General features: G+C 70.5%; 19 protein-coding genes and 4 tRNA genes. 14 read left to right on the top strand and 9 right to left on the bottom strand.

Features of this window, described 5'->3' with window-relative positions; all coding sequences use genetic code 11:
* Position 1: 1 nt before the first annotated feature.
* The 6 genes from KM427_RS15365 to KM427_RS15340 all read left to right on the top strand — a co-directional run bounded on the left by KM427_RS15365 (position 2) and on the right by KM427_RS15340 (position 7,440).
* Positions 2 to 1,288: a dihydrolipoamide acetyltransferase family protein gene (locus KM427_RS15365; protein WP_215524424.1), complete on the top strand. Its 1,287-nt coding sequence runs from the start codon at positions 2 to 4 to the stop codon at positions 1,286 to 1,288.
* 208 nt (positions 1,289 to 1,496) lie between these two features.
* Positions 1,497 to 2,519 carry an ABC transporter permease gene (locus KM427_RS15360; RefSeq protein WP_183594215.1) on the top strand — a complete coding sequence of 341 codons (1,023 nt, stop codon included), beginning with the start codon at positions 1,497 to 1,499 and terminating at the stop codon, positions 2,517 to 2,519.
* On the top strand, positions 2,516 to 3,556 hold the full coding sequence (locus tag KM427_RS15355) for a sugar ABC transporter substrate-binding protein (RefSeq protein WP_215524423.1): 1,041 nt from the start codon (positions 2,516 to 2,518) through the stop codon (positions 3,554 to 3,556). Before KM427_RS15360 ends, KM427_RS15355 begins: the two co-directional genes overlap by 4 nt.
* A 52-nt stretch (positions 3,557 to 3,608) precedes the next feature.
* Positions 3,609 to 5,126, top strand: a complete 1,518-nt coding sequence (locus KM427_RS15350; RefSeq protein ID WP_215524422.1) for a sugar ABC transporter ATP-binding protein — start codon at positions 3,609 to 3,611, stop codon at positions 5,124 to 5,126.
* Between the two features lie 28 nt (positions 5,127 to 5,154).
* Positions 5,155 to 6,963: an adenine deaminase C-terminal domain-containing protein gene (locus tag KM427_RS15345; RefSeq protein WP_215524421.1), complete on the top strand. Its 1,809-nt coding sequence runs from the start codon at positions 5,155 to 5,157 to the stop codon at positions 6,961 to 6,963.
* Between the two features lie 9 nt (positions 6,964 to 6,972).
* Positions 6,973 to 7,440: a RidA family protein gene (locus tag KM427_RS15340; RefSeq protein ID WP_215524420.1), complete on the top strand. Its 468-nt coding sequence runs from the start codon at positions 6,973 to 6,975 to the stop codon at positions 7,438 to 7,440.
* A gap of 93 nt (positions 7,441 to 7,533) precedes the next feature.
* Here the strand turns inward: KM427_RS15340 and KM427_RS15335 are convergent, their stop codons facing one another.
* The 7 genes from KM427_RS15335 to KM427_RS15305 all read right to left on the bottom strand — a co-directional run bounded on the left by KM427_RS15335 (position 7,534) and on the right by KM427_RS15305 (position 11,588).
* Positions 7,534 to 8,343, bottom strand: a complete 810-nt coding sequence (locus KM427_RS15335) for an SCO6745 family protein (RefSeq protein ID WP_252274549.1) — start codon at positions 8,341 to 8,343, stop codon at positions 7,534 to 7,536.
* Positions 8,344 to 8,433: 90 nt separating this feature from the next.
* Entirely contained in the window at positions 8,434 to 9,012 is a 579-nt protein-coding gene (locus KM427_RS15330) for an ATPase (protein WP_215524418.1), read from the bottom strand.
* Complete coding sequence (locus tag KM427_RS15325; protein ID WP_215524417.1) at positions 9,009 to 9,410, bottom strand: TA system antitoxin ParD family protein; 402 nt, start codon at positions 9,408 to 9,410, stop codon at positions 9,009 to 9,011. The genes KM427_RS15330 and KM427_RS15325 overlap by 4 nt, the downstream gene beginning before the upstream one ends.
* Positions 9,411 to 10,048: 638 nt before the next feature.
* Positions 10,049 to 11,215, bottom strand: a complete 1,167-nt coding sequence (locus KM427_RS15320) for a hypothetical protein (RefSeq protein ID WP_215524416.1) — start codon at positions 11,213 to 11,215, stop codon at positions 10,049 to 10,051.
* Positions 11,216 to 11,307: 92 nt separating this feature from the next.
* Positions 11,308 to 11,382: transfer RNA gene (locus tag KM427_RS15315), tRNA-Val, on the bottom strand.
* 28 nt (positions 11,383 to 11,410) lie between these two features.
* Positions 11,411 to 11,484 (bottom strand) — tRNA-Cys (locus KM427_RS15310).
* Between the two features lie 31 nt (positions 11,485 to 11,515).
* A tRNA-Gly gene (locus tag KM427_RS15305) sits at positions 11,516 to 11,588 on the bottom strand.
* Between the two features lie 164 nt (positions 11,589 to 11,752).
* Here KM427_RS15305 and KM427_RS15300 point away from each other — a divergent pair.
* The gene (locus KM427_RS15300) at positions 11,753 to 12,574 is read left to right on the top strand and encodes an aminotransferase class IV (protein WP_215524415.1); all 822 of its coding nucleotides are present in this window, start codon (positions 11,753 to 11,755) and stop codon (positions 12,572 to 12,574) included.
* Here KM427_RS15300 and KM427_RS15295 read toward each other — a convergent pair.
* Positions 12,560 to 12,988, bottom strand: coding sequence for an SsgA family sporulation/cell division regulator (locus KM427_RS15295; RefSeq protein ID WP_183594222.1), 429 nt, complete (start codon positions 12,986 to 12,988; stop codon positions 12,560 to 12,562). The genes KM427_RS15300 and KM427_RS15295 overlap by 15 nt on opposite strands.
* Before the next feature lie 104 nt (positions 12,989 to 13,092).
* Here KM427_RS15295 and KM427_RS15290 point away from each other — a divergent pair.
* The 6 genes from KM427_RS15290 to KM427_RS15265 all read left to right on the top strand — a co-directional run bounded on the left by KM427_RS15290 (position 13,093) and on the right by KM427_RS15265 (position 18,290).
* Positions 13,093 to 13,164, top strand: a tRNA-Val gene (locus tag KM427_RS15290).
* A gap of 42 nt (positions 13,165 to 13,206) precedes the next feature.
* Positions 13,207 to 13,845: a sulfotransferase family 2 domain-containing protein gene (locus tag KM427_RS15285; RefSeq protein WP_183594223.1), complete on the top strand. Its 639-nt coding sequence runs from the start codon at positions 13,207 to 13,209 to the stop codon at positions 13,843 to 13,845.
* A gap of 118 nt (positions 13,846 to 13,963) precedes the next feature.
* A complete protein-coding gene (gene thrS / locus KM427_RS15280) occupies positions 13,964 to 15,964 on the top strand; it encodes a threonine--tRNA ligase (RefSeq protein WP_215524414.1) in 2,001 nt (666 codons plus the stop codon).
* Between the two features lie 8 nt (positions 15,965 to 15,972).
* Positions 15,973 to 16,953, top strand: coding sequence for a hypothetical protein (locus KM427_RS15275; protein ID WP_215524413.1), 981 nt, complete (start codon positions 15,973 to 15,975; stop codon positions 16,951 to 16,953).
* A gap of 42 nt (positions 16,954 to 16,995) precedes the next feature.
* Positions 16,996 to 17,520: an HIT family protein gene (locus KM427_RS15270; protein ID WP_215524412.1), complete on the top strand. Its 525-nt coding sequence runs from the start codon at positions 16,996 to 16,998 to the stop codon at positions 17,518 to 17,520.
* Positions 17,517 to 18,290 carry an inositol monophosphatase family protein gene (locus KM427_RS15265; RefSeq protein ID WP_215524411.1) on the top strand — a complete coding sequence of 258 codons (774 nt, stop codon included), beginning with the start codon at positions 17,517 to 17,519 and terminating at the stop codon, positions 18,288 to 18,290. The genes KM427_RS15270 and KM427_RS15265 overlap by 4 nt, the downstream gene beginning before the upstream one ends.
* Before the next feature lie 68 nt (positions 18,291 to 18,358).
* Here the strand turns inward: KM427_RS15265 and xylA are convergent, their stop codons facing one another.
* Entirely contained in the window at positions 18,359 to 19,537 is a 1,179-nt protein-coding gene (xylA, locus tag KM427_RS15260; RefSeq protein WP_215524410.1) for a xylose isomerase, read from the bottom strand.
* 261 nt (positions 19,538 to 19,798) lie between these two features.
* Between xylA and KM427_RS15255 the strand changes: the two genes are divergently transcribed.
* The gene (locus tag KM427_RS15255; RefSeq protein WP_252274548.1) at positions 19,799 to 20,905 is read left to right on the top strand and encodes a sugar ABC transporter substrate-binding protein; all 1,107 of its coding nucleotides are present in this window, start codon (positions 19,799 to 19,801) and stop codon (positions 20,903 to 20,905) included.
* Positions 20,906 to 20,910 lie beyond the last annotated feature (5 nt).

Raw genomic sequence — 20,910 nt, 5'->3', positions numbered from 1 at the left:
GATGGCCCGCATCCTGCGCATGCCCGAGGTCGCGGCCGACACGGCCGAGGCCATGCTCGCCGACTGGCTGGTCGGCGAGGCGGACGAGTTCGCGGCGGCGGATCCGATCGCCACGGTCGAGACCGAGAAGGCCGCGGTGGAGATCGAGGCCGACGCCGCCGGGGTGCTGCTCAAGCTCCTCGTGCCCGCCGGCGCCCAGGTCGAGGTCGGCTCCCCGATCGCCGTGCTCGGCGAGCCGGGGGAGTCCGTGGCCGACGTCGACGCCCTTCTCGTCAGCCTCGGCGTCGGTGTGGTCACCGACCCGGTGCTGCCCGAGCGCAGGGACGTCGAGGACCCACCGCCCGCCGCGGCCGCCGCCGAGCCCCAGGGCCCGGTCCGGGTCTTCGCGAGCCCGCTCGCGCGCCGGCTCGCGGCCGAGGCGGGCCTGGAGATCGAGCGGCTGCGGGGCAGCGGTCCACGCGGACGGGTGCTGCGCCGCGACGTCGAGCAGGCCGTCGCGGACCGCCCGGCTCCCGCCGCCCCACCCGCCGTCCAGGAGCTCGACGGGCGGGGCCGCGCCGAGCTGCCGGCACGTCCCGACGCCCCGGATCGTGCGGGAGAGGCGCCGTACGAGGAGGTTCCGCACACGCGGATCCGCCGGGCTACTGCGTCGCGACTGGTGCGCAGCAAGCAGGAGGCGCCGCACTTCTACCTGCGCGCGGCACTGCGGGCCGATCGGCTGATGGCCCTGCGCGAGGAGTTGAATGCGGGGGTCGACAAGGCCGGTCGGGTGTCGGTGAACGACCTCGTCGTGCGGGCCGTCGCGCTGGCCGGCCGCGAGGTGCCCGACCTCAACGTGACCTGGACCGACGCGGCGGTGCGCCGCTATCGCACCGTGGACGTCGCGGTGGCGGTGAGCACCGACCAAGGTCTGCTGACGCCCGTGGTGCGCGACCCGGCGGGGCAGCCGATCGGCGCGCTGGCGAGCACGCTGCGCGAGGCCGCCGCCCGGGCTCGAGCGGGCCGGCTGCGGCCGGACGAGCTGGAGGGCGGCAGCATCTGCGTCACCAATCTCGGGATGTACGACGTCGACGAGTTCGCCGCGATCATCAACCCGCCCCACGCGGCGATCCTGGCGGTCGGTGCGGTCCGGGAGGAGCCGGTCGTCGAGGCCGGCTCGATCGTGGTCGGACGGGTCATGCGGGTGACGCTGTCGGTCGACCATCGGCCGGTCGACGGGGCCGTGGCGGCCCGCTGGCTGACGGCCTTCCGCGGCCTGGTCGAGCATCCGATCCGGATCCTCGGCTGATCCGCAACCGATTGCAGAACAGGCCGCGCAAGCGGCCGTTGGCGACCGCATCTGGCGAGCACGATCGTGCCGCGATTTGCGCGCAAATGCTTGACAATCAAGCGGCGGTGTCGTGAGACTGGCCCGACCGCAAACGTTTGTGATGATGTGGTCACGAAGGAGTAGCGAGTTGTTGCACGACGCACCGGATCGCGCGAGTTGGCGGCACGTGTTGGAGGCGTATCGCACCGAGATCCGACTTGCCGTGGTGGTGGCCGCGTTGATCGTGGTCTTCACCGTGCTGTTCCCCGACCAGTTCGGCACCCTGCGCAACGCCGAGAACCTCTCGCGCTACATCGCGGTGCTGTTCGTCGTCACGCTCGGGCAGTCCTTCGCGCTCCTGGTCGGCGGCTTCGACATCTCGGTGGCGGCGACCATGGGTCTGAGCAGCACCGTCGCGGCGCTGGTCATGCTGGACTACGGCATGGCGGCCGGGCTGGTGGCCGGGCTGCTGGCTGCGGCCGCCGTCGGCCTGATCAACGGCGTGCTGATCGCGGTCTGCGGGGTCAGCCCCTTCGTCGCCACCCTCGGCGTGATGAGCATCGTGACGGGGTACGCCAACGTGATCTCCGACGGTCGCTCGGTCTCCGGCCTGCCCGACTCGGTCGCCTGGATCGGTCGCGCCGACTGGGGCCCGGTGCCCTCGGCGCTGGCGATCGCCGGCATCGCCGGCCTGGTCAGCTGGGCGCTCCTGAACTGGACCCGCACCGGGCTGAACCTGTATGCGATCGGCGGCAGTCGGGCGGCGTCGGTCGTCGCCGGCGTGCCGGTGCGGCGCTACGAGCTGCTGGCCTACACGATGTGCGGGCTCTGCGCGGGCCTCGCCGGCCTGATGCTGATGTCGCGGGTCGGCGTCGGCCAGGCCTCGCTGGGCAGCGGCTACGAGCTGCGCTCGATCGCGACCGCGGTCATCGGCGGCTTCGTCATCGGGGGCGGCGCCGGCCGGATCAGCGGCATCGTGCTCGGCGTACTGCTGCTGAGCATCCTCACCACCGGCATGAACATCGCCGGTATCTCGGAATTCGTCCAGCAGATGCTGACCGGCGCGGTGCTGGTCGGTGCGGTGCTGGTCGATCGCTTTCGCCGGACCCGCTCGGGGCGCAGGCCGGCGGCGGGCCCCCCGAGCGTGGTCGCCTACGACGGAGCCCCGGCGATGCCGTCCCCCAACACCGAGAGTCAGGAGAAGTCATGAAGATCCGTGCCGTGGGCGCTGGGCTCGCAGCGGGTGCGCTGCTCGCGTCCGGCTGCAGTGCCAGCGACGAGAAGGACGAGCCGACGGCGATCGCCGACCTGGGCTCCTCGCTCGAGTGCGATGCCTCGCCCACCGAGCAGGAGCTGTTGGACTACGAGGTGCCCGAGGCGCCCAGTGGCACCAAGCTCACGCTGATGCAGGTGAGCTCGGCCGGCTACTACTACCAGGCGATCAGCCAGGGCGCCGCCGAGGCGGCCAAGGCCGCCGGTGCCGACCTGACCGAGTTCTCGGCGGACGGCTACGCCTCGCCGGACCAGCAGCTTCAGCAGGTCGGCGACGCGCTCGTCCAGGGCACCGACGGCATCGTGATGGCGCCCTCGGACATCAAGGGCTCGGTGCCGGTCGTCACCCAGGCCACCGACGACGACGTCCCGGTCGTGAACATCTCCTCGGAGGTCGACAGTGACGACGTGTACATGGTCATGCAGGACGACTACGCCTTCGGGCAGCGGGCGGCCGACCGGGTCGCAGAGGTGGTCGGCGAGGCCGGCGGCACCGGCATCCTGATCGCGGGACCGTCGAACGCGACCTGGTCACAGCGTCGTACCCAGGGCTTCGAGGACCGGATCGCGGAGAAGTACCCCAAGCTCGAGATCGCCGCCGCGCCCACCCAGCTGGTCGACCCGGCCGAGGGGCTGCGGTCGTTCGAGGACGCGGTCCAGGCGACCCCCGACATCGACTGGATCTTCTCGGTGCACTACTTCATCCTGCCGCCGGACTCGCTGCCGTCGGACTACCGCGGGAAGGTGCCCTACGTGTCGGCCGGCTACGAGCCGGACTCGGTCAAGGCGCTGGAGGGCGGCTCGATGGACTCGGTGTTCGGGCTCGCGCCGCGCTGGATGGGCATCATCGGCGTCGGCCGGATGGTGGAGGTGCTCAACGGCGAGGAGCCGCCGAAGGTCACCTGCCTGCCGATCCCGCTGTTCACCAAGGACGACATCGACTCTCCCGTCGCGAACGCGGAGCTGATCCCGTAGCGACGCGCGCACGGGACGATCGGAGACGGTAGGAGTGCAGACGGTGGCGGGCGTGAGCGCAGAGCGTCGGGGCGAGCCTGAGGTGAGACTGTCGTCGATCCTCAAGACGTACCCGGGCGTGCAGGCCCTCCGGGGCGTGGACCTCGACCTCTATCCGGGCGAGGTCCACGCCATCGTCGGGGAGAACGGCGCCGGCAAGTCGACGCTGGTGAAGATCCTCGCCGGCATGGAGACGCCCACGGACGGCGAGATCGTCGTCGACGGTCGGCCGGTGCACCTGCGCAGCCCGCGCGCGGCGCTGGCCGCCGGCGTCCGGATGGTCCCGCAGGACACCCAGGGGGTGCCGCTGCTGTCGGTGGGGCGCAACATCCTGCTCGGGCACGGCCCCGCGGTGGTGCGCAACTCCCGGCTGTCGGCGTCCGAACGCCGTGAGGTCACCGAGGCGATGACGGCCGTCGGGTTGCGCCACGTGCACCCGGCGACGCCGTACGGCGCGCTCTCGGTAGCCCAGGCGCGCCTGGCGCAGATCGCCGGCGCTCTCGCGCGACCGGCCCGGGTGGTCATCCTGGACGAGCCCACCGCGGTGCTCTCCGACGAGGACTCCCAGCACCTGCTGGAGGTGCTCGACGAGCTCCGGCGAGCCGGTCGGTCGGTGGTCTACATCAGTCACCATCTCCACGAGGTGGTGCGGATCGCCGACGTGATCACCGTGCTGCGCGACGGTGAGGTGGTCGCCCGGCACCGCCGCGGCGAGGTCGACCGCGAGACGCTGCTCGCGGAGATGGCGCGGGTGGGCGGCAGCGCCCAGCCGACCGAGCCGGTGCGGCACGACGACGTCGTCGACGACGGTGCGATCACGCTCTCGGTCTCCGACCTCAGCGGCGACGACTTCGCCGGAGTCTGCTTCGAGGTGCGCGCCGGGTCCGTCGTCGGCCTGGCCGGCGTCCAGGGCTCGGGGCACGGATCGGTGCTGCGGGCGATGGCCGGGCTGACACCGGTGGACGCCGGACAGGTGAGCGTCGCCGGCGCCACCGTGGCCACCGGGTCGCCGCGCCGCTCCTACGTCGCCGGGCTGCGACTGGTGCCCGAGGATCGCCGGGGGGAGGGTGTCGTCGGCGGCCGGACGATCGTGGAGAACGTGGCCCTCGCGGACGGCGTCCGCACCGGGCGCGGCTTCCTGCGCGCCCCGGCGGCCGAACGGGCGATCGCCCAGGAGGTGATCGACGTCTTCGGTGTCCATCCGCGCCGGATGATGGCGCGGGTGGGCAACCTGAGCGGCGGCAACCAGCAGAAGGTCGTGCTCGGCCGGGTGGTGGCCAGCAACCCGCGGGTGCTGATGCTCGCGGAGCCGACCCAGGGCATCGACGTGCGGGCCAAGACCGAGATCCTCACCTTGATCCGCACGATGGCCCGGGAGCGGAGGCTCGCCGTGGTGATCGCGTCATCGGAGTTCGAGGAGCTGCTGGAGTACTGCGACGAGATCCACGTGTTGCGGCTCGGGCGACAGTCGGCACACTTCAGGCGCGGAGACGCGACGTACCACGACGTACTCGAGGCGGCGACGCCGTGAGCGTCGACCAGGGAGGCAGGAGGAGATCGTGAAGGCGGCAACGACCACGAGACTCGAGCGCGAGGCGGCCGCGGCGGTGGCCGCGGGACGTGCTCCGGCGGATCTCGTACTCACCAACGCGCGGATCGTCAACGTGCACACCGGCCGGATCCAGGCCGGCGGGGTCGCGGTGGTCGGCCCGCGGATCGCGGCGGTCGGCTCGGTCGACCACTGCATCGGGCCCGACACCACCGTGGTGGACGCCGGCCGGCGGTTCCTGGCGCCGGGGTTCATCGACAGCCACATCCATCTGGGCGGGTCCCAGCTGGTGATCCGCCGGCTGGCGGACGTGCTGGTGCCGCGCGGCACGATCGCGCTGGGCACCGACTTCTACGAGATCGCCACGATCGCCGGCCGGGAGGCCGTGCTGCACGAGCTGGAGCAGGCCGAGCGGTCCGCGCTCGACGTGCTGTTCTCTCCGGCGATCTTCGGGGTGCTCGGGATCGGTGAGTTCGGCAACCCGGGGCGGTTCAGCTGGGAGGACCTCTTCTCGCTCCTCGACCACCCGGCCTGCGTGGAGTTCCGGGAGTGGAACTGCTGGTCGTCGTGGCTGCCGATGCCGCAGATGCGCGAGCTGCACGACCGGATCATCGAGCGCGGCCTGACCGTCGGCGGCCATCTCGAGGGTCTGTCCGGGCCGACCCTGCAGGCATCCGTGGCGCTCGGCGCCGTGTCCGATCACGAGACCGCGACGACGGCGGAGGCTCTGGAGCGGGTCGGCCTCGGGCTGACGGTGCAGATCCGCAGCGGCTCGGCGGCCCGCGACTTCGACGCACTGGTGCCGGCGATCACCGAGCACGGCTGCCCGACCTCGGCGTTCGCGTTCTGCACCGACGAGCAGGAGCTCGCCGACATGGCCTCCCACGGCCACCTCGACCGGCTGGTCCGGCAGGCGGTCGCCGCGGGCATCGGGCCGGTCGAGGCGATCACCATGGCCAGCCTGACCTCGGCCCGCTCGATGGGCGTCGACGACGACTACGGCTCGGTGCAGCCGGGCAAGCTCGCGTCGTTCCTGCTCGTCGACGACCTGCGCGCGCTGACCATCTCGTCGGTCTACGCCCGCGGACGGCTGGTCGCCGAGCACGGGCAGATGCTGGCCCCGGTCGAGCCGGAGGGGTACGGCGCGGAGGCTCGCGCCCTCACCGTGGTCACCACCTCGATCGCGGCGGACGACTTCTGCTTCGGGGACCGCTCCGGCACGTACGCGATGCGTGTCGTCGGGGTCACCGAGGGGAGCCTGATCACCGAGGAGCGGATCGAGGACGTCGAGCTGAAGTCCGGCCGTCCCGACCGTGCCGAGCGCGACCTGGCGACGATCGCGGTGATCGACCGGCACGAGGGCGGCGCCGAGCGGTTCACCGGGCTGATCAGCGGCCTGCGGATCCGGCGCGGAGCGCTGGCGGCGACGGTGAACCCCGGGATGATGAACCTGATGGTCCTCGGCGTGGACGAGGAGGACATGGCGATCGCCGCGCGCACGGTCGCCGACTCGTCCGGCGGCCTCGCCGTCGTGGTGGACGGAACGGTCGTCGCGCACGTGCCGCTGCCGATCTACGGCATCCTCACCGACGACCCGACCGACGAGGTCGTCGCGGCCTGCCAGCAGTTCGAGCACGCGATCGAGACCGAGATGGGCTCGGACTTCCAGGGGCTGGTCAGCGCCGCCGGGTTCACGCTGTTGGCCGTCTCGATCCCGTCGCTGAAGATCACCTCGCGTGGCTTGGTCCACGTCGTACGCGGTGCACCACCCGAGGGGCGCGACCTCTTCGTCGCCGACCCCGACCTCACCTCTGCCTAAGGAGAAGAATTGACTACCGTCCCCGCCCCCAGGCTCGTCGAGAGCGGCAGCGCCGAGATCCTTCACCACGAGGGGTACGACGAGGCGATCGTCAGCCCGTTCGTCCCGGCGATCCGGGTGGTCTCGAACGCGCGGCTGGTGTTCATCAGCGGCGTGACCGGCGCGCCGGTCTACCACGACCACCCGCACGTGCCCGAGGTCTTCGACGCCGTCCCCGCCGACATCGCCGGCCAGGTCGCCAACGCCTTCGACCACCTCGACCTCGCGCTGCAGGCCGCCGGCGCGCGGCGCAGCGACGTGGTGAACCTGATCCGCTTCTTCACCAACGTCGGCGAGGACCAGGACACCGTCAACCGGCACCAGGGCCAGTGGTTCGGCGGCCACATCCCGACCAGTTCCTCGGTCGAGGTGGTCCGTCTGGCCACCGACCACCGCCTCCGCCTCGAGATCCAGGCGGTCGCGGCCGTCCCCGCCTGACCCTCCCCGGGACGCACTGCCCGGCCGTGACGAGCGACCCCCAACCCTTCACGGCCGGGCAGTGCCGTCTGCGTTCGCCGGCTGTCCGCCGTCCTAGTCCGGTGCGGCGAGCAGCAGCGAGGCGAGCGGTTCGAGAGCGGCCATGAGCTCGTGGAGCTCGTCCGGTGAGAGGCTCTCGTAGGGTCTCGCCGCGAGGTCGTCGGTGCGGGCCTCGACCCGTTGCTTGACGGCGCCGCCCAGATCGCTCAGCCCGCCGTCGTCCCCGATCAGGCCGCGGTCGCGCATCGCGTCGATCACCGCGGCGAGCTGCGCCTGGGGGAGGTGGTGGATGCGACCGAACCTCTCCGCCGGCATGCCCAGGTCGAGGGCGAGGAGGACGTGCGCCTCGAGGCCACCGATGCTCTCGACCATCAGGGCCGCGACGTGCCCGTCGCCACGATGCTCGCGCAGCAGGGAGGCTGCGTGAAAGAGGCGGGCCACCACCTCATCGGGAATCGGAAGCGCGCGCAGCGCGGCGTACATCGGCCGGCCCTCGACCGGCGCGCTGATCGCCGCCATGGTCAACAGCTCGGCGGCGCGGGCGAAGGCGGGCGAGTCGACGTGGTCGCCGAGGATCCGCCGCAGCGCCTTCACACAACCCGACTGGCGAGCGGCGATCGCCGCCTCGGGCGTGGTGGTGCGCCACACCTTCGGAATGTGCCGAGCCACCTCGCCGGGAGCGAAGCTGTAGAAGAGCGCGTCCACCACCTCCGCCGGGACGATGCCGAGGGGCGCCGCCCGGCCCGCGAAGTAGGTGTCCCAGTAGTTGGTGAACCCCAGGGCGAACATCGCCTGGTTGGGCTCGTCGGCCGAGTAGGGGATCACGCCGATGGGCTCGACCAGCTCGAACATCCGACGAGCCATGGGATTCACGGTGCACACTTCCTGCTACACGCGCTGCGCCTGCGGACACTCACGGTCATGGTGACCCGTGCGCGCCGCCAAACCCATCGCTCACGTCAGCGGCGCTGGGGTCCAGGCGGGCCAGTCGGCCCGCCCGACCGGCTGCCCGTACTCGTAGGCCGCGACCGGCCTGAAGGGCCCGTCGAGGCTGGCGTTGTCGTAGAAGTCGGCACGGTCGGCCAGGCCGCGCGCTCGGGCCACGAGCTCCCAGAGTCGGCGGTAGCGGCCGCGAATCTTGTCGACGGGGACGGTGTGACCGCCGTGGGCGACGCGGTCGGCGACGCGTTCGACCGCGAGGTCTTCGGGAATCATGACGATGTGCAGGTGCACGGTGTAGCCGCACTCCCGGGCGCTGCGGAGGAGATCGAGCTTGCTGGGGTGGCTGAACACGGTCTCGGTGATGAAGGAGACGCGGTCGGCGAGTAGGCGATCTCGCTCGTCGGAGGCGAGCTGGGAGACCTCCGGCGCGCGGCGCGCCTGCTCCTCGCGATCTCCGGGCCACAGCTCTTCGGCGATGAGGTCGGCGTTCACGAACGGCAGGTGCGTGCGTGGGATGAGGACCAGCTCGGCCAGCGTGGACTTGCCCGCGCCGTTGGATCCTGCGAGGAGGTGCAGGACCGGTGTGCTCAACCGCGCTTGCCTCGGTGCCGGGGCCCGGTCGGCACGTCGTCACCGGTGGTCTCGTGCACGGTGACCGTGCCGTCGGCGTCGGCCTCGGACCAGCGACGGCGTCCCTGCGCCTCGAACCGGGAGCGCAGGTCGAGGGTGGACAGGTCGTCCTCGATCCCTTCGCCCCAGGAGGTGCGCACCACCGCCTGGTCGCGGTCCCCGAGCTCGTCATAGGAGAGCTGGCCGGCGAGGACGCGATCGATGTCGCGTTGAGTTACGCCGCCGGCGGCCTCGAGCTCGCGGCCGAGGCGTGCCCAGTGGGCGAGTTGCTGCGCGGCACTGCGGTGCGAGCGCGCGCCGGCGACCTGGGCGGACGCGAAGAGATCTGCGTCGAACCTGGTCGGGGTAGTGGTGGCCACGACGGGCTCCTCTCTCCGGGTGACCTTCTCTCAAATGTAGCAGGTTGCTACACCTGCTTCGCGTGTCTCATGTGAGCGGCGACACAGCCAACTGTGGACGCTTCGGCTGCCGAAGCGCACGGCCGCGACGGACGACGTCCGGTGATTCGACTGGCCTCGTATCTGAGGGGCGCCGATGGGTCGTCTCGTCTGCAGAAGGGCAAGGCGATGAAGCGGGAGCGGTCATGGCATCGGCCGCGGAATCAGGTCCGGATGGGGGCGGTCGCGGTGCGGCAGCTCGACGGGCAACGAGATCCGCCACGATTCGAATGAGGCTCAGTGGCCGACGTGATGGCCCTCCGCTGTTCGCGGTGTGGGCGCCGTTGGTGGCGAGCCTGGCGGAAGCCCCGCCAGACGTACGGCCGCGCCACAGCCTGGGCTGGCGTGATGCCCTACTTCATCGCTCGGTTCCGCCGCGATGACCGCATCTTCGAGAGCACGCGTTCTGCACCGAGTGGGCGTCAGCCCACTCGGCCGACCTCGTGATCGCGCTAGCATTGGCCCGCGTATCGGGCCAACCCACAGCGTGCCGCCGCTGATCGCGGAAAAGAGGCTAGTCGCCTCGTTGTCGCCGCCGGCAGTTTGGGTTTAGCTTGTTCTCATTCCAGCCCGAGATGAGCTCGTATTCGGTCGTCAGCCATCCCCGCACCCGCTGCCCACTGTTGAACAACGGCGTCAAAAGCCGAGGCCCAACCGCTGAGGTCCCAGCCGAGAAATGGGTCGAGGCGTTTAACAAGCTCCTGTGCAACTAACAGTGCCGTTATGGAGTGCCAGGCAACGCTCTCTGCGCGCCGCCACGGGGTTATGTCGTGGGGCAACGAGTATTCATCCGGGAGTAACGTTCCGGAATCACGGGAGTGCGCAACGGCGGAAAGCGAGCGCCACATCGAAATGCCAACGCCACATGGGAGTACCTGCTCCACCATCACCCGAGCACTGTCTGCCCTAGTCCGCCCTGGCCCAAGGATGACTGGCGGCTCATGCGAGCCAGTTCGGCGAGGACGCTTGACGGTGAACCCCGCGTGCTCTGCAAACCCGATCAGTTCGCCGAGCGCCTCTTCGTACTGGAACTCATCTCGCCGGTCCGCGACCTCGTTGGCGGACTCGCGAAGTTCGGCCAAATGGAAGTTGAGGCCCCTGCGTAGCCGCTCTTCCGAGGAAACAGTCGAATCGGTCACGAAGCACCCGACTGACGCGGCTTCAAGAACCGATCTGGACAGCGTTAAAGGTGCTCGAATGTACTCGCCCCGGCGCATCAATACAGCCAGGCCAGATAGATCATCGATGACGGTATGAACACAGCGTTTCAAGAAGTCGACCGACCACTCGGCCGGGTTCCGAGTTGGGTTGGTCGCTAGCCAGTGGTGCTGCTCGGGGACTGCTTCTTCCACAAAGGCCAGGACGCCGGGTTCGAAGGACGCGAAGTCGGCTTGCGCCATCGATCCTGGCCGCGCCAGCCACGCATAGGTCTGTGTTGGCTGTTTTTCTGCTTCAAGGCAGGAGATCTGCCTCTGGAGCTCGATCGAGTCGTACAAAGTACGGGTCATTTTGAGGAGCGACTTCGACATGGCCTTCGGTGACGGCCGCAGAGCGGCCACTGCCTCTTTCTCGCGACTCAAACGCTCAAGTTCGTCCAGAAGCGCTTGAGGATCGAACTCTCCCGCGCCGCGTGCTGTGTCGTCCACCGTTCGATTATCACGGTCCACTGGCGCCGTGCCATTGAAGACACGCAGCAAGTTGGACGGAACGGCTTCGACCCAATCCATGGGGCCGTTCGTCCCGAAATTGCACATGTATTGGACGGGCGAAAAAGCAAACCGCCCTTGACGAGCGCTTGCGCAGGTCGGGGCGGTTTCTCTGGTGGGCGATACTGGGTTTGAACCAGTGACCTCTTCCGTGTCAAGGAAGCGCGCTACCACTGCGCCAATCGCCCGGGTCTTGAGTTAGAACGGAGGGACTGCTGGAGGTGGGTACGGGATTTGAACCCGTGTACACGGATTTGCAGTCCGTTGCCTCGCCTCTCGGCCAACCCACCGTGGAGGCCAAACCAGGGAGAGACCTCTCCGAGCGGACGACGAGGCTCGAACTCGCGACCTCAACCTTGGCAAGGTTGCGCTCTACCAACTGAGCTACGTCCGCTTGCGCTCCGGCCGGTCTCCCGGTCGGGTGCGTGAGAACAGTAGCCGATGCCCCAGACCATGCAAAATCCGGCTCCGTCCGGCGCGTTGCGGGGTCGCAGCGGCCCGTTGCCGGGCCCCACTGCGCCGCCGTGGTGGACGTGCGTCGGTCACTAGGGTGGCGGCATGCGCGCGTGGATGAACGGCGACCTGCTCCCGGACGCGACCGCCGCGGCCCTCCCCGTCACCGACCACGGGGTGACCGTGGGCGACGGGGTGTTCGAGACGCTGAAGGTGGTCGACGGGCTGCCGTTCGCGCTCGACCTCCACCTGGCGCGGCTCCAGCGGTCCGCGGAGGGGCTCGGGATCGAGGGCGTCGACCCTGACGACGTACGCCGCGGGGTGGTGGCGGTGCTCGAGGGGGAGCGGTCGCCGTTGGGCCGGCTCCGGATCACCGTGACCGGCGGTCCGGCGCCGCTGGGCTCGGGGCGCGGGGACGCAGGGCCGAGCGTCATCGTGGTCGCGGCCGCCATGGATCCGGCGCCGGAGGCGACCGCGGTGGTGACCGTGCCATGGCCGCGCAACGAGCGCGGGGCGCTGACCGGCCTCAAGACCACGTCGTACGCCGAGAACGTCGTCGCCCTGGCTGCCGCTCAGCGGCGGGGTGCCAGCGAGGCGATCTTCGCGAACCTCGCCGGCCACCTGTGCGAGGGCACCGGCTCCAACGTCTTCTACGTCGTCGACGGTGAGCTCCGGACGCCGACGCTGGCCAGCGGCTGCCTGGCCGGGGTCACCCGGGCGTTGGTGCTGGAGTGGTACGGCGGTCGCGAGGTCGACGAGCCGATCGAGGTCGTCGACGGGGCGAGCGAGGTGTTCCTGGTCTCGACCACTCGCGACGTCCAGGCGGTGGCCCGGTGGAACGACCGCGAGCTGGAGGCTCCGGGCCCGATCACCGCGGAGGCCCTGGCGGCCTGGCGGAGCCGGGAGCGGGACCTACTGGGTCTGTGAGCCGGTGAGCGTCTCGACCAGCAGGTCGAGGTCGATCTCCTCCCGGCCCTGAGGGACGACCGCGAGGGTGCGGATCAGGAACGTCCCGAGCTCGCGGGTCGGGAGCTGGGTGACCAGCCGCCCGTGCGGCGAGCTGAGCTCGAGCACGACGGCCGCGCGCCCGCAGTCGTCGATGCTCGGCGAGACCAGGACGTCGCCCTCGCCGGCTGGGTCGGTCAAGCCCTGGAGCAGCAGGTCGCGGCCGATCAGCCAGCGGACCGTGCCGGAGGGCCACCCGAAGGTGACCTCGACGGCCCACGGGTCGGTGGGCTCGTAGGCGAGCAGGGCGGGCAGGTCGACGCTGCGGCCATACGCGTCGAGGCACTGGAGCGCGACCGCCTGGGAGAGGCGGGGCGACGTCGGCGGCTGGTTCACGCCTAGGAGACGGGCGGCCGGACCGGCCGTGACGCGGAGAACGGCGGTGGTTGTCGCCCGAATGTGATCGACCGGCGGACGTAGGCTAGAGTCTGCGTCCGCACGGGCGATTGGCGCAGTGGTAGCGCGCTTCGTTCACACCGAAGAGGTCACTGGTTCGAACCCAGTATCGCCCACCGATGCGATCGATGTCGGCAACCGCGAGCGAGGGTGAGCGCATGACCACCGACGCGCGCACCCGGATCACCCGCCCGGGAGCCAAGCGGTACGGCCTGTCGGTCAGCGATCCCAAGCGGTTTATCTACGTGCGCACCGCCAAGGTGGCGACACGATCGATCTCGGCGGCCTTCAACAACCGCCCCGACCTCGAGGTCGTCATGCACCGCGGCCGGCTGCGGCGGTGGCCGCAGGGGGAGCAGCGCGACTACCCGGCGTTCGGCTTCGTGCGCAACCCGTTCACCAAGCTGGTGTCCTGCTGGCAGGACAAGGTCGTCGGCACCGGCCGGGGCACCTGGCGACTGACCTCGGTGCAGGACCGGTCGTTCGAGGAGTTCGTGACCGCGCTCGAGGGCATGGACATCCTGGTCGGTGACCGGCACGTCCGGCCCCAGGTCGCTGCGCTGCCGCTCGACCGGCTCTCGTTCGTCGGCCGCTTCGAGCGGCTCGTGCCGGACTGGGAGCGGGTCTGCGAGTGGCTGGACCTCGGTGAGATCCCGCTGCCGCGGGAGAACGTCTCAGCAACTCCCGCGGAGCCGGTGCGGGTCGAGCCGGCCCTGGCGGCGCGGATCGTGCGGCTCTACGAGCTGGACTTCCAGATGTTCGGCTACTCGACCGAGATCCCCGAGAAGCTCCGCTGACCCTGCGGACGCCGACGCTCGCTCCCGGGCGGTCGGCGGAACCCGCGAAACCGCCGCGCGGGCCCGGCGCCCCGGTCGATACGATCGAGCGGTCCGTCCCCGACCACCAGGAGTCACTGTGTCCGATCTGAAGATCGTCCTCGTCCACGCCGGCGCGCGTGAGGACCGGACGGTCACGACGGGCACCAAGGCCTGGGAGCCGTTCGCCGAGGATTCGTCGGTGATCGCCGCCCGCGTCAACGGCCAGCTCAAGGACCTCTCCTACGAGCTCGTCGACGGCGACGAGGTCGAGGGCGTCGCGATCGACAGCAAGGACGGCCACGACATCCTGCGGCACTCGACCGCGCACGTGATGGCGCAGGCCGTGCAGCAGCTCTACCCGGAGGCCAGGCTCGGCATCGGCCCGCCGGTGCAGGACGGCTTCTACTACGACTTCGACGTCGAGACCCCGTTCGTGCCCGAGGACCTCGCGAAGATCGAGACCGCGATGCGCAAGATCATCAAGGAGGGGCAGCGCTTCTCCCGCCGCGTCATCACCGACCACGACGCGATCCACGAGCTCCAGGACGAGCCCTACAAGATCGAGCTGATCGGCCTGAAGGGCTCCGGCAGGGCCGACGACGCGGCCCAGGAGATAGCGGAGGGCGCGAGCGTTGAGGTCGGTGCCGGGGAGCTGACCATCTACGACAACATCCGCCGCAACGGCGACGTCGCGTGGAGCGACCTCTGCCGCGGCCCGCACCTGCCGACCACCAAGCGGATCCCGGCGTTCAAGCTGATGCGCTCGGCGGCGGCGTACTGGCGCGGCGACGAGAAGAACAAGCAGCTCCAGCGCATCTACGGCACGGCGTGGGAGTCCAAGGAGGCGCTCGACGAGCACCTGCACCGGATCGAGGAGGCCGAGCGCCGCGACCACCGCAAGCTCGGCCGCGAGCTCGACCTCTTCAGCTTCCCCGACGAGATCGGCTCCGGCCTCGTGGTCTTCCACCCCAAGGGCGGTGTGATCAAGCGCGAGATGGAGGACTACGTCCGACAGCGGCACATCGAGGAGGGCTTCTCCTACGTCGGTACGCCGCACATCACCAAGGACCAGCTCTTCTACACCTCGGGGCACCTGCCGTACTACGCGGACACGATGTTCCCGCCCATGGAGTTCGAGGGCTCGAACTACATGATCAAGCCGATGAACTGCCCGATGCACAACCTGATCTACCGGTCACGCGGGCGGTCCTACCGCGAGCTGCCGCTGCGGCTCTTCGAGTTCGGCTCGGTCTACCGCTACGAGAAGTCCGGCGTCGTGCACGGTCTGACCCGGGTGCGTGGTCTGACCCAGGACGACTCGCACTCCTACGTCACCCCCGAGCAGGCGCCCGGCGAGATCAGGCACCTTCTCGACTTCGTGCTCGGCCTCCTGCGGGACTTCGGGATCGACGACTTCTACCTGGAGCTCTCGACCCGTGACGACTCCAAGCCCGACAAGTTCGTCGGCTCCGAGGAGGAGTGGGCGGTCGCGACCAAGGTGCTCGAGGACGTCGCGATCGAGTCCGGCCTCGAGCTGGTGGCCGACCCCGGCGGCGCGGCGTTCTACGGCCCGAAGATCTCGGTGCAGGCCAAGGACGCGATCGGCCGGACCTGGCAGATGTCGACCATCCAGTACGACTTCAACCAGCCCAAGGGCTTCGACCTCGAGTACAACGGCGCCGACGGGCAGAAGCACCAGCCGGTGATGATCCACTCCGCCAAGTTCGGCTCGATCGAGCGGTTCTTCGGGGTGCTCGTCGAGCACTACGCCGGCGCGTTCCCTCCGTGGCTCGCGCCCGTGCAGGTGCAGGCGATCCCGGTCGCCGACGCCTTCAGCGACTACCTGCACGACGTGGCCCGGCAGATGCGCGCCCGGGGCCTGCGGGTCGAGGTCGACGACTCCGACGACCGGATGCAGAAGAAGATCCGCAACGCGCAGCTGCAGAAGGTGCCGTTCATGATGATCGCCGGCGGCGACGACGTGGCGGCGGGCGCGGTGTCCTTCCGCTACCGCGACGGTCGCCAGGACAACGGCGTACCGCTCGAAGAGGCGATCCAGCGGGTCGCGGACGCCGTGGCGTCGCGCGTGCAGGTCTGAGCCGAATCGTGAGGCGGCGCGGCGCGGCCCTCCTGGCCGGCGCCGCGCTGCTCACCGCCTGCTCCTCCGGCGGGCCGGCGGGGGAGCCGACGTCGGAGCCGGTATCGAGCGCGCCGGTGCCGTCGCCGACCACGCCGCGGCCGACCGCGGTCGTCACCCCGACGGCCGACGCCGAGGCGGCCCGGCTCCAGGCCCTCGCGCAGCTCGCCGAGCAGAAGGCCGCCGAGCTGCCGAGTGCCGCCCCGTCGTCGGTGTCGCCGACGACCGGCAAGCCGGTGCGCGGCGCCGACATCGGCTGGCCGCAGTGCCCGAGGGGCATGGGCATCCCCGAGCGGCCGACACTCGGCCTGCCGATGCCGCTCCCGGCGGCGGAGTACGTGGTCGTCGGGCTCACCAACGGCCCCGGGTTCACCGCCAACCCGTGCCTGGCCGACCAGGTCGCCTGGATCCGGGAGCGACACCTGCTCGCCGCGGCGTACGCCGTCGTCAGCCAGCCGGACGCCGACACGGTCGCCGAGTACCGCGACCGCGGGCCCTACGACGCCGACACGAGGCTCGGTGCCCTCGCGAACACCGGCTACCAGCAGGCGCTGGCCAACGTGGCCACCATGCGGGCGGCCGGCCTGGTGTCGCCGGTCGTGTGGGTCGACGTCGAGCACGTCCCCGACTTCGAGTGGAGCGACGATCTCGACGCCAACGCCGCCGTCGTCCAGGGTGCCGCGGCCGGGTACGCCGACGCCGGCTACGACGTCGGGGTCTACTCGACGCCGATCCTGTGGCGCGAGGTCGTCGGCGACCTCGCGCTCGGCCTGCCGGAGTGGCGCGCCGCCGGTCAGACCTCGCGGGCCGAGGCGCTGTCGAGATGCGGCGACGACTGGCGGATCCAGGGTGGCGACGCCGTGCTGGCGCAGTGGGTCGCCGACGGGCGCGACCACGACGTCACCTGTCCGGGTGTGACCGACCTGGGTGCCTGGTTCCAGCAGTACTGACCGGCCGGAGGGGCCCCGGGACGGCACCCTAGGGTTAGGGCCATGACCGATCCTGCCGGGCACGTGCGCGACGGGTTCGAGGGCTTCGACCGGCTCTGGACCCCGCACCGCATGGCCTACGTCGCGCCGGGCCTGCCCTCCGTCGACGACGGCTGCCCGTTCTGCGCGATGAGCGACCACGCGCTCGAGGAGAGCCTCGTCGTCCACCGCGGCAAGACCTGTTTCACCGTCCTGAACCTGCACCCGTACAACCCCGGCCACCTGATGGTGCTCCCGCACCGGCACGTCGCCGAGCTCGAGGACCTCACCGACGACGAGGTCACCGAGCTGATGACCACCACCCAGCAGGCGGTGCGGGTGCTGCGGCGGGTCAGTGGACCGCACGCCTTCAACATCGGGCTGAACCTGGGCGGGGTCGCCGGCGGCTCGCTGTCGCAGCATCTGCACCAGCACGTCGTACCCCGCTGGGCGGGCGACGCCAACTTCATCACCGTGCTCGGCGGCACGAAGACCCTGCCGCAGCTGCTCGCCGACACCCGCGCGATGCTGGCCGAGGCATGGTCGTGACCCCCGGGAATGCCCTGGCCGACGACGCGGCGCTCGCGGCCCGGCTGGTCCGCGAGGCGGGCGCGCTCGCCCGCCGGATGCGGGCCGGGGGACTCGAGCCCGACACGAAGACCTCGATCTCCGACGTGGTGACCGCCGCCGACCACGCGGCGGAACGGCAGATCGTCGAGACGCTCGCCACCGAGCGGCCGGACGACGGCGTGCTGGGGGAGGAGGGTGCCTCGCACGACGGCACCTCGGGGCGGACCTGGGTGATCGACCCCGTCGACGGCACCTACAACTTCGTGGCCGGGCTGGACTGGTGGTGCTCCGCCCTCGCGCTCACCGACGGTGACGAGCTGGTCCTCGGCGCGGTGCACCACCCCGCCACCGGGCGCACCTACGTCGGCGGCCCGGGCCTGCCGACCACCGTCGACGGCGTGCCGGTGCCCGCGCTGGCCGACCGCCCGCTCGCGACGTCCTGCCTCACGACGTACCTCCACCCGCCGGCGTACGACGGCGCGCCGGGCGTGGCCTTCCGCCGGATGGCCGGGGGCGCGGCGACGCTGCGGATGCTCGGCTCCGCGTCCATGGACGGGGCGTCGATCGCGGCCGGCCAGCTGCACGTGCGCTGCCAGCACTCCATGCCGCCGTGGGACGAGCTGCCCGCCGCGGCCCTCATCCTCGGCGCCGGCGGCAGCACCGCCCGGGTCGACGGGGGCGGCGTCACCTGGTCGGTGGCCGGCGCACCCACGGCCGTCGCCGACGTCGTCGCCGCGCTGGCGGGCTAGCCGCGGCCGGGGACGTCATACGGACAGTGTGTCCCCTTGCTCGGAACGTATGACGTCCGCGCGCGCCGTCACCGCACGCCGTACAGGTGCTCCAGCGCGAGCTGGTCGAGGCGCTCGAAGGCCATCCCGCGGCGACCCGCCTCGTCGGGGTCGAAGGGTTCGGCGCGCAGGTCGGCGATCGTCTCGCCGTCGGCGAGTGAGGGCAGCGCGAGCTGGTCGAGGCGTGCGTCGAGGAGCGCCTGCCGGACCTCCGGGTCGGCGCGGAACGCCCGCACCTTGGCGCGCAGGATCAGGTAGTTGCGCATGCACGCCGCGGCCGAATCCCATACACCGTCCAGGTCCTCGGTGCGCGGGGGCTTGTAGTCGAAGTGTCGCGGCCCGTCGTACCCGCCGTGCTCGACGATGTCGACGGTCCAGAACGCGCCGCGGGCGTTGCCGGCGCCGAAGCGCAGGTCCTGGTCGTAGCGCGGGCCGGTCTGGCCGTTGAGGTCGATGTGGAAGAGCTTGCCGTGCCACAGCGCCTGCGCCAGGCCGTGTGCGTAGTTGAGCGAGGCCATCTCCTCGTGGCCGACCTCGGGGTTCACGCCGACCAGGTCCGGGCGCTCGAGCTCGTCGATGAACGCCAGTGCGTGGCCGACGGTCGGGAGCAGGATGTCGCCGCGGGGCTCGTTGGGCTTCGGCTCGATCGCGAACCGCAGGCCGTACCCCTGCTCCTCGGAGTAGGAGCCGAGGACGTCGAAGGCCTCCTTGTAGCGCGAGAGCGCGGTCCCGACGTCCTTCGCGGCGCCGGACTCGGCGCCCTCGCGCCCGCCCCAGGCCACGAAGACCTGCGCGCCGAGCTCGGCGGCCAGGTCGATCTGGTCGGCGGCCTTGCGAATCGCGAAGCGGCGTACGTCGCGGTCGTTGTTGGTGAAGCCGCCGTCGCGGAAGACCGGGTGCGAGAAGAGGTTCGTCGTCACCATCGGTACGGCGAGTCCGGTCTCGGCCAGCGCCTTGCGGAACGGCGCCAGGTGCTGCTCCTTCTCGGCGGGGGAGGCATCGAACGGGAAGACGTCGTTGTCGTGGAAGGTGATGCCGTAGGCGCCCAGGTCGCTGAGCCGGTGGATCGCCTCGGCGGGATCGAGCACCGGGCGCACCGCGCCGCCGAAGACGTCCACGCCCTGCCAGCCCACCGTCCACAGACCGAAGGAGAACCGGTCCTCGCGGGTCGGGGAGAAGGCGGCCGGGTCGGTGCTGTTCGAGCTCATCGGATCCTCTTCCTCCGCGGGTGTCGTCACGACGTCCGGCGCGGCTTCGGTCGCCGCTTCCATCACGATTCGGTCACGCGCGGCCGCGGCGACGCTTGGTTGGAACGTGCAACAAAAGATGCACCAAGAACGTCTTGTCGGGCCCCGGAGCCGTGAGTATGTTGTCGCGCACAACATATACCGTGACCCCCGTCACACGACAGTGGTTACCCGGGTCCGAGCCATGGAGGTCGAGGAATGGTCAGGAACAGGCGGGCGCGGATGGCGTCCCTGGTGGCAGTAGGAGCGCTGGCGTTCGGTGCTCTCGCCGCATGCGGAGACGACTCCGACGGCGGTAGCAGCAGCAGCAGCGACAACGGCAGCAGCGCCGCCGCGTCCGGCAAGGTCGGAGTGATCCTGCCCGACACCACGACGTCGCCGCGCTGGGAGGCCAACGACCGGCCGAGCCTGGAGGCGGCGTTCAAGAGCGCCGGCGTCGACTACGACATCCAGAACGCCAACGGCGACGTCGACAAGTTCGGCACGATCTGCGACAGCATGATCACCGAGGGCGTCACGGTGCTGATGATCGTCAACCTGGACTCCGACTCGGGCTCGGCCTGTCTGTCCAAGGCGGCCGACGCCGGCATCCAGAGCATCGACTACGACCGGCTGACCCTCGGCGGCGGCGCGTCGTACTACGTCTCGTTCGACAACGTCGAGGTCGGCCGGCTGATGGGCACCGGCCTGATCGACTGCCTCGACGCCAACAACAAGACCAAGGCCAACATCATCTACATCAACGGCGACCCGAGCGACAACAACGCCGCGCTGTTCAAGGAGGGCTACGCCGAGGCGCTCAAGGGCAAGATCGACTCCGGTGACTACAAGCTGGTCGGCGACCAGAGCGGCTACTGGGACGCCGACAAGGCCGGCAAGGCGTTCGAGCAGCTCTACACGCAGAACGGCGGAAAGATCGACGGCGTCGTCTCCGCCAACGACACGATGGCCGGCGGCATCATCGCCCGGATGCAGGCCCAGGGCGTGGCCGGCGAGATCCCGGTGACCGGTCAGGACGCCTCCACCGAGGGGCTGCAGAACATCCTGCTGGGCTACCAGTGCGGCACGGTCTACAAGAACACCGACCTCGAGGCCGACGCCGCCTCGAAGCTCGCGATCGCGCTGATCAAGGGGGAGGACCCCAGCAGCCTGGTGACCGGCACGGTGACCGACACCAAGACCAAGGAGGACGTCCCGTCCGTGCTGGCCAAGCCGGTGTGGATCACCACCGAGAACATCAAGCAGGTCTTCGACGACGGCTTCGCGAAGGCTGCGGACGTCTGCACCGGCAACGTCGCGGCGGCCTGCAAGAAGGCCGGCGTCAGCTGACGCCC

This window comes from Nocardioides sp. LMS-CY, from assembly GCF_018732145.1.
Lineage (GTDB): Bacteria > Actinomycetota > Actinomycetes > Propionibacteriales > Nocardioidaceae > Nocardioides > Nocardioides soli.
This window is presented reverse-complemented; position numbering and strand designations above follow the sequence as displayed.

What these genes read in the sequence shown, in the direction of transcription:
- KM427_RS15365 (WP_215524424.1), top strand. Translation starts at nt 2, where the DNA reads ATGGCCCGCATCCTGCGCATGCCCGAGGTCGCGGCCGACACGGCCGAG.
- KM427_RS15355 (WP_215524423.1), top strand. Translation starts at nt 2,516, where the DNA reads ATGAAGATCCGTGCCGTGGGCGCTGGGCTCGCAGCGGGTGCGCTGCTC.
- KM427_RS15335 (WP_252274549.1), bottom strand. Translation starts at nt 8,343, where the DNA reads ATGGCTCGTCGGATGTTCGAGCTGGTCGAGCCCATCGGCGTGATCCCC.
- KM427_RS15320 (WP_215524416.1), bottom strand. Translation starts at nt 11,215, where the DNA reads ATGGATTGGGTCGAAGCCGTTCCGTCCAACTTGCTGCGTGTCTTCAAT.
- KM427_RS15300 (WP_215524415.1), top strand. Translation starts at nt 11,753, where the DNA reads ATGCGCGCGTGGATGAACGGCGACCTGCTCCCGGACGCGACCGCCGCG.
- KM427_RS15285 (WP_183594223.1), top strand. Translation starts at nt 13,207, where the DNA reads ATGACCACCGACGCGCGCACCCGGATCACCCGCCCGGGAGCCAAGCGG.
- KM427_RS15270 (WP_215524412.1), top strand. Translation starts at nt 16,996, where the DNA reads ATGACCGATCCTGCCGGGCACGTGCGCGACGGGTTCGAGGGCTTCGAC.
- xylA (WP_215524410.1), bottom strand. Translation starts at nt 19,537, where the DNA reads ATGAGCTCGAACAGCACCGACCCGGCCGCCTTCTCCCCGACCCGCGAG.
- KM427_RS15255 (WP_252274548.1), top strand. Translation starts at nt 19,799, where the DNA reads ATGGCGTCCCTGGTGGCAGTAGGAGCGCTGGCGTTCGGTGCTCTCGCC.